5 protein-coding genes and 1 tRNA gene are annotated in these 7,343 nt (G+C 67.8%); 5 read left to right on the forward strand and 1 reads right to left on the reverse strand.

The window, feature by feature from the left end:
• Positions 1–140 precede the first annotated feature (140 nt).
• Positions 141–350: a cold shock domain-containing protein gene (locus tag VF167_14685; GenBank protein ID HEX6926666.1), complete on the forward strand. Its 210-nt coding sequence runs from the start codon at positions 141–143 to the stop codon at positions 348–350.
• A gap of 81 nt (positions 351–431) precedes the next feature.
• Here VF167_14685 and VF167_14690 read toward each other — a convergent pair whose 3' ends face one another.
• Positions 432–1,457 carry a zinc-binding dehydrogenase gene (locus VF167_14690; GenBank protein ID HEX6926667.1) on the reverse strand — a complete coding sequence of 342 codons (1,026 nt, stop codon included), beginning with the start codon at positions 1,455–1,457 and terminating at the stop codon, positions 432–434.
• A gap of 480 nt (positions 1,458–1,937) precedes the next feature.
• On the opposite strand from VF167_14690, the gene VF167_14695 reads away from it, so the two are divergent.
• The 4 genes from VF167_14695 to VF167_14710 all read left to right on the forward strand — a co-directional run bounded on the left by VF167_14695 (position 1,938) and on the right by VF167_14710 (position 5,832).
• On the forward strand, positions 1,938–2,354 hold the full coding sequence (locus VF167_14695; GenBank protein ID HEX6926668.1) for a hypothetical protein: 417 nt from the start codon (positions 1,938–1,940) through the stop codon (positions 2,352–2,354).
• Between the two features lie 61 nt (positions 2,355–2,415).
• Complete coding sequence (locus VF167_14700) at positions 2,416–3,435, forward strand: proline dehydrogenase family protein (GenBank protein HEX6926669.1); 1,020 nt, start codon at positions 2,416–2,418, stop codon at positions 3,433–3,435.
• Positions 3,436–3,582: 147 nt separating this feature from the next.
• Complete coding sequence (locus VF167_14705; protein HEX6926670.1) at positions 3,583–5,598, forward strand: PDZ domain-containing protein; 2,016 nt, start codon at positions 3,583–3,585, stop codon at positions 5,596–5,598.
• Positions 5,599–5,758: 160 nt separating this feature from the next.
• Positions 5,759–5,832: transfer RNA gene (locus VF167_14710), tRNA-Pro, on the forward strand.
• The last annotated feature ends 1,511 nt before the right edge of the window (positions 5,833–7,343 follow it).

Consider the following 7,343-nt stretch of genomic DNA (forward strand, 5'->3'; position numbering starts at 1 on the left):
TTTTGAGGCCTGTTACGAATTGCTTGCGGAGTGCCTGGGGCCGGAATAATTGTTGCGATGTCGGCTAGCGTCTTCGACCGGACGTCGCGGGACGGGGCGGCGCCCGGCGCTGGTCGGTCCCGTCTCCCCGGAGGCTAGACATGGCTCGTCAAACTGGAGTGGTCGAATTCTTCAAGGACGACAAGGGCTTCGGCTTCATTCGTCCGGACGACGGCGGCAAGGACGTCTTCGTGCACCATTCTGCGATCGCGATGGAGGGCTTTCGCTCGCTGAAGAAAGGCGACCGCGTGGAGTTCGAGATCGTTGACGATCCGAAGGGTCCCCGGGCCGCCGACGTGCAGAAAGTCTAGCCACCGAGACGGATGAGGACGCGCGAGATACGGGCGCCGGATGAGAATCCTGGCGCCCGTTCTGATTTGGGAGGACCTGTTTCAGGGAATCAGCAACACCTTGCCGAATTGACGCCCCGCTTCGACGTACTCGTGGGCGGCGCGCACCTCCTCCAGGGGGAAGGTACGGTCGATGACCGGCACCAGCTCTCCGCGCAGGGCTACCTTCAGCATCTCCGCGAACTCGGAGCGCGAGGCCATGGTCGAACCGATCAGCTGTAGCTGGCGCCAGAAGAGGAGTCGCAGATCGGTCAACCCCTGCCGTCCGGATGTCGCGCCATAGGTCACCAGGCGTCCGCCAGGGGACAGGCAGCGCAGGCTGGACTCCCAGGTAGCCTCTCCCACGTTCTCCACCACCACGTCCACCCCCCGCCGATCCGTGTCGCGGCGCAGCTCGCGCGCGAAATCCACCGTCGTGCGGTCGTAGACGCGATACGCCCCGAGAGCACGCAGCTTCTCCGCCTTCTCCTCCCCCGAGGTCACCGCGAAGACCCGCGCGCCCGCTAACCTGGCAATCTGCAGGGCGGCGATCGCCGTCCCGCCCGAAGCGCCCAGGATCAGCACATCCTCACCCGCGCGAAGCCTGGCGCGGTGCAGCAGCGCCCGCCAGGCCGTCTGGTAGGAGACGGGCAGCGCGGCTGCCTGCTCGAAGGGGAAGTCGTCCGGCAGGCGGTGGAGCGCGTGGGCGGGCACCACCACCTCCTCGGCGAAACCGCCGTCCGTGTGCTCGCCGAGGATGCGGAAGCGGTAGCAGAGCGACTCCGCGCCCTGCAGGCAGAACTCACAACTCCCACAGAAGAGGATCGGGTTGACCACCACCCGCGCGCCGATCTCCCAGCCCTCCACCTGCTCGCCCACGGCCGAGACCAACCCGGCAATGTCCGACCCGCCGATGTGCGGCATGGTGGTGTCGACCGGAAGTCCGCGCCTGATCCAGAGGTCCAGGTGGTTGAAGCCCGCGGCGCGCACGGAGATGCGCACCTCGTGCGGGCCGGGCTCCGGCACCGGGACGTCCTCGACGCGGAGGACCTCCGGGCCGCCGTGCTCGTGGAAGCGTGCTGCGCGCATTTGCAATAATTACGAATTACAAATTACGAATTACGGGAAATTACGGGACGGCAATTTTGAATTTTGGATTTTGAATCGGGGCGGTGCCAGGTTTTTGCTTGCGGCCGTCGTTCGCATGGGATCATCGGGGATATTTTCCGTACCGGCGCGCCCTCCGGGCGCGAGGGCGGCGCATGAGGGCGAGCGCCTGGCGCGGCGTCCATCTGGATGATTGAGCGGTCCGGGATCCGCCGGCATCCGAGTGCGGGTGCCCGCAGGGGGGTCCACAAGGGGCGCCCCTACGGGAATCGGCTGCCAAGCGAACGATGACCGTCTGGCGACGCAAATTCACTACCGATCAGGTCACCGATTTGACGGCCGATCCTATGGGTAGCCGCGCCTTCACCGCAGCCCGGCTGCCTTGCCGGGGAAGTTCTGATTGGAGGCGACCGGGGCTCGGTCCATGCATGGGAGGCGGGCCGTGCCTGGAGGAGGAGTGAGATGCGCTTTCAGAGCTCGGAAGACCGGCTGAATCCGATCCCGCCGGAGGGAGTCGATGACACGACACTGGGCGGGTACCCCCTGGTGCACGGGCGCGCTCCGGCGTTCGAGGGGTGCGACGGCGAGCCGTACACCGTGGCAATCGACACGGAGCGGGCGGAGGATGGCGAAGGATGGGTCGCCTACCTCATTTTCCTCCGCTGGTCGCAGACCGGCTCGGCGGTGATGGGCCACATGGAGACGGGCGACCTGGAGCGCGGGGCTACCGAAGAGGAGGCCCGGAAGCGTCTGGAGGCGTACCCGCTCCGCCGCGTGCGCGAGGTGCTCGACGCGGAGATCGAGCGGCGCCGGGCCGAGCGGGAGGCTGAGCAGGAGAGCGCGATGGACCTGACCCAGAGCGATCCCGGGGACGACTGAGCCCCGGAACGATCCCTCCACACCTTCATCCAACTTTGACGACTCGCCGGCACCAGCCGCCATGTTCCAGGAGACCCTCTTCTTTCTGAGCGAGAGCACCACGGCTCGTCGCCTCGTGACGCGCGCCCCCATTTCCCGGCAGCTGGCCGAACGCTTCGTCGCCGGGGAGACCCTGGACGAGGCGGTGGCAGTGGCTCGCACGTGCAACGAGCACGGCCTCAGCGTTTCGCTGGATTACCTGGGCGAGGAGGTGACCCGGCGCGAAGAAGTCGAGCATGCGGTGGAGATGGCCATCCGCACCCTCGACCGCATCGCGGAGGAGGGTCTGAACGCCAACATCTCGCTGAAGCCGACCCAGTTCGGACTGACCATCGATGAGGCGCTCTGTCGCGACAGCGTGGAGCGCGTGCTCGTCCGCGCGCGGGAGCTGGGGGACCGCGAGGACGAAATCTTCGTCCGTCTGGACATGGAGTCCGCGGAGTACACCGAGCGAACCGTCGCTCTGGTCGAGGCGCTCTGGGAGGCGGGCCACCGCAACGTGGGCACCGTGCTGCAGTCGTGCCTCTACCGCACGCCCGACGACCTGCGGCGGCTGATGCGACTGGGGTCGCGGATCCGCCTGGTGAAGGGGGCGTACCGCGAGCCGCCGACCGTGGCCTACCCTGACAAGAAGGACGTCGATCGTCGCTTCCTCGACCAGACCCGGCTGCTCCTGCGGGAGGGGAACTATCCGGCCATCGCCACGCACGACGTGGAGATGATCAACGCCACGCGGCGCTTCGCCTTCGAGCACGGGATCTCCAAGGATTCCTTCGAGTTCCAGATGCTGTACGGGGTGCGGCGGGACCTGCAGCATCGGCTGCGCGAGGAAGGCTACCGCGTGCGCGTCTACATCCCCTTCGGGGAGCAGTGGTACCCCTACCTGATGCGGCGCCTCGCCGAGCGCCCCGCCAACCTCTTCTTCATCACCGGCAGCATCCTGAAGGAATCGCCAGTGCCCTGGCTGGCCCGCCCCATGGCCATCGGCGCCGGTGCCGTGGCGGGGGCGCTGATGGCGCTGACCTGGAAGCGCAGGAGCTGATGCCGCGGGTCGCTGCATGCTCTGGCGTGCTGCACCTGGAGGTTGAAGGCGCGCTGCTTCTGGAGGTCTAGGAGCTGGTAGACAGAGGCGTCGGGGCTCAGGGCGAGCGCTCGCGCGGCCGGATGCGGCCTGGAGCGGGAGGACGGGGTGCTGGCACTGGGGCGGCACGCGCATATCGGGGCGACCGTTGTGCGGGAAGCTGGCTGGCTCACCATCGATGATCACTGGATGACCGAGATCGAGTACAATCTGCGGCTGGTCGATCCGCACGCCCACCTGTTGGAGGTGGACGTGCGGTTTTCGTGCGAGGGTGCGGGGGCCGAGCTGGTGATGCCGGCGTGGACGCCGGGCTCCTACCTGATCCGCGAGTACGCGCGGCATGTGCAGGGCTTCGAGGCGATGGGGGAGGATGGCTCACCGCGGCACTGGACCAAGCTGGACAAGGCCACCTGGCGGGTCGAGGCGGAAGCCGGCGAGCAGCTGCAGGTGCGCTACCGCGTCTACGCCAACGAGCTGACCGTGCGCACCAGCCACTTCGACGCCACCCACGCCTTCATCACCCCCGCCTCCGTCTTCATGTTCGTGCGCGGGCAGGAGGCCCGGCCGTTGCGGCTCGAGGTGGATGCCCCTGGGTCGTGGGCGGTGGCGACCGCGCTGCAGGGGGAGGAGGGCGAGGGTGACGGCGCGCGGCGCTTCGTGGCCCTGGATCATGACGAGTTGGTGGACTCCCCGCTGGAGATCGGCGAGCATCGGCGAGTGGAGTGGGAGCAGCTGGGGAAGCGACACGCCTTCGTCATGTGGGGCCGGGCCGAGGTGGACGAGGCGCGGCTGGTGCGGGACACGCGCCAGATCATCGACGTCGTCGCGGAGATGTTCGGCGGCGTGCCGTACGAGCGCTACCTGTTCATCCTGCACCTCTTCCCCGGCGGCCGCGGCGGACTGGAACACAGGGCCTCGTCCGCGCTGCAGGCCGGGCGGGACGCCTTCCGTGGCGAAGCGTACGAGCGGCTCCTGGCGCTGATCGCGCACGAGTACTTCCACGTCTGGAACGGCAAGGGGATCCGTCCGGCGGCCCTGGGGCCCTTCGACTACACGCGGGAGAACTACACCCGCGACCTGTGGGTGGTGCAGGGGCTGACCACCTACTACACCGACCTGGTGCTGCGGCGCGCGGGGTTGCTGAGCCAGGAGAAGTACCTCGCGCGCCTGGCCGAGCTGATCGAGAAGCTGGAGAAGATGCCCGGGCGGCGGCACCAGAGCCTGGCCGAGTCCTCCTTCGATGCGTGGATCCGGTTCTATCGTCCCGACGAGAACTCCGGCAACGCGCAGATCTCCTACTACCACAAAGGCGCCCTGGTGGGGATGCTGCTGGACATGGAGATCCGCCGCGCGACCCGGGGGGCGCGCTCCCTCGACGGCGTGATGAAGGTGATGTGGGAGCGCTTCGGGAAGGTGGAGCTCGGCTACCCCGAGGGCGAGCTCGAGCGCGTGGCCGAGGAGGTGGCAGGCGTCGAGCTGGGGTGGTTCTTCGACCGTTACGTGCGCGGGGTGGAGGAGCTGGACTACGACCGGGCGTTGGAGGTGGTGGGGCTGCGGCTGGTGCGGGGTGGCGAGGAGGAGGCTGCCGGGGGGCGGGGCGCCGGCGAGGGTGTACAATTCGCGGGCGAGGCGGGCGCGCCGATCGCAGGAGGGGTGATCGAGGGAGGGTTGAGAGAGCACGGCGCTGAGGCAGCCCCGTCGGATGGCGAGAAGCAGTCACGATCCGAGGGCCAGGGTGGGACCGTGCCGGCGCGCGCGGAGCGCGCCCCGGCCGCGGCGAGGGCGTCCGAGGGGAATGGCGGGGTCGGAGTCAAGCTGCCGGATGTCGAGCAGGTAGAGGCGCGGTTGGGGTTGCGGTTGAAGGAGGCGGGGGGTCGGGTGGAGGTGCAGAGTGTGGTGGCGGGGGGACCGGGGTACCGGGCGGGAATGGATTCCGGGGACGAGGTGGTGGCCGTGGGGGGATACCGGGTGGGGAGCGTGGCCGAGGTGGCGGGGCGGCTGGAGGGCGTGGCGGCAGGAGCGCGGGTGGAGGTGCTGGGCTTCCGGCGGGGGGAGCTGATGCGGTGGGAGGTGGAGGTGGGGGCGGAGGGGCGGCGGTGGCGGGTGGTGCCGCGTGGGGCGTGATGGGAGGTGGGGGCTGGGAGGACAAGGTGACAAGGTGACAAGGTGAACGGCGGGGTGCGGGAGTTGGGGCCAGGCGCAGCGGGAGCGGGCGGGATCGGCTTGACCCCGGTCGCTCAGCAGGGTTATGATTCAACTCTTCGAATTGTCGAAGAGTCGGTTACGGGACGTGGCGCAGCCCGGTAGCGCACCTGAATGGGGTTCAGGGGGTCGCGGGTTCAAATCCCGCCGTCCCGACTTTCGTAAGTGACTGCTGTAGTGGGGCTTATGCTCCTTCACCAGGCCCGCTTCATCGACCCGATGAGCGGGCCTGGGGTATGTAGTGGGGTATGAGGAGGGTCTTTCACCCTCCTCTGAGGAGGTTTCAGGGGGTCCCTCGGAAGCGTTGGAACCTGATCCCTTGGGCTGCCGACCGAACGCCGCGGCTCGCACTCGTCGGCGGGTCTCCGCCGACTTGGCGCGGATCACGTCCCTCTCCTTTTCCTGGTAAACTTCCCGCCGCGTGTCGGAGCTGCGGTGCCCCGTCTGATCGTTGAGCACTCGCTCATCTGTCTCATAATCCTCATATACGTCGGTCGCCTTGCGTCGGATACCGTACCACCCGCGACCGGGTTGCGGGGTGACTCCGGCGATCTGCTCGAGCTGGTGGAACAGATCGAGGAGGCTCCGCTTGCCGATGGGCTGATCGGAGACACTCGCCTTGGCTCGCCGGGTCGGCTTCGCGTCGGAATGCCCGGGTCGACCTTTCTTCGGCCAGTGACTCGGTGAGACATCGTACTTGAGTCGACCGCTGGGAAAGATCGGGTAATCCTCCCGCAGATCCCGTTGATATGCATCTTCGAGGTGCTTCAGGTAGCCGGAGAGGGCGCGGTCGATCGCTCCGCGCTCCTCAGGCGTGAGATCGCGGGTGACGCCGAGCTTCTTCCCTGCCCCGTGCACCACCATTCGCCCGAGGTTGAAGGCGCCGGATGTAGACAGGTCGAGCTGGCTTCGCATCAACCGGGCAACCTGGCCCAGGCGGGCTTCGGCGCCGAGTTCCACGGCGAGAGCGATGCGCGGATCGACTTCCGGATGGTCGAGGGTGGCAAAGATGCGCCGAACCTCGTCTTCGCTGTGCCGCGGGGTATTGCTCGAGATCCGGCTGGAGGTGAGCTGCTCCCACTCACGTCGCATCTGCTCGCGCCAGCTTCGGCGTACCGCAACTGTCCTATCGATCCTCTCCTCCACCGCGAGCCACTGAGCCACCTGCAGCAGGATCACGACGCAGCGCTCCGTCCAAGCCGGGCCGCCCTTTCCTTTCTCATTGAAGCGCCTCGCTAGCCGCAGCCATAGCTCGCGGACGACGGAGTAGGTGAGGCTGTCCCACGTGCGGGGCAGGCCGGCCGGCCCGGTGCCGATCGCACACACGATATCGCGGGCCGCGCGCCGCATCTCCCTAACGTGCTCGGTCTCCACAACGTAGAGGCCCTCCGGAACACTCGTAGCGAGTTCGAATCCCGCGGCAAGGGTGAGAGGGCCCTCAGCCTCAGCCCCCGCCCCGACGACGCTCGGGTCCCTTCCGAGCATCAGCGTGTCGTACATCACCTGAGTCTGCCGCACCGCCTCCCGTTCCAGCTCTTCCACGATGGCTCCACGTTCGTCGCGAATGGCGAAGCCGAGCGACCGGCGCTGGAAACGCTTCAGAGACCCGACCCACCAGCGCACCTCGATGACGCGTCCGCGATCGGTCCTTTCGAAAGCGGTCACGG

The sequence above is a fragment of the Longimicrobiaceae bacterium genome (genome assembly GCA_036375715.1).
Taxonomy (GTDB): Bacteria; Gemmatimonadota; Gemmatimonadetes; order Longimicrobiales; family Longimicrobiaceae; genus DASVBS01.

What these genes read in the sequence shown, in the direction of transcription:
- VF167_14685 (HEX6926666.1), top strand. Translation starts at nt 141, where the DNA reads ATGGCTCGTCAAACTGGAGTGGTCGAATTCTTCAAGGACGACAAGGGC.
- VF167_14690 (HEX6926667.1), bottom strand. Translation starts at nt 1,457, where the DNA reads ATGCGCGCAGCACGCTTCCACGAGCACGGCGGCCCGGAGGTCCTCCGC.
- VF167_14695 (HEX6926668.1), top strand. Translation starts at nt 1,938, where the DNA reads ATGCGCTTTCAGAGCTCGGAAGACCGGCTGAATCCGATCCCGCCGGAG.
- VF167_14700 (HEX6926669.1), top strand. Translation starts at nt 2,416, where the DNA reads ATGTTCCAGGAGACCCTCTTCTTTCTGAGCGAGAGCACCACGGCTCGT.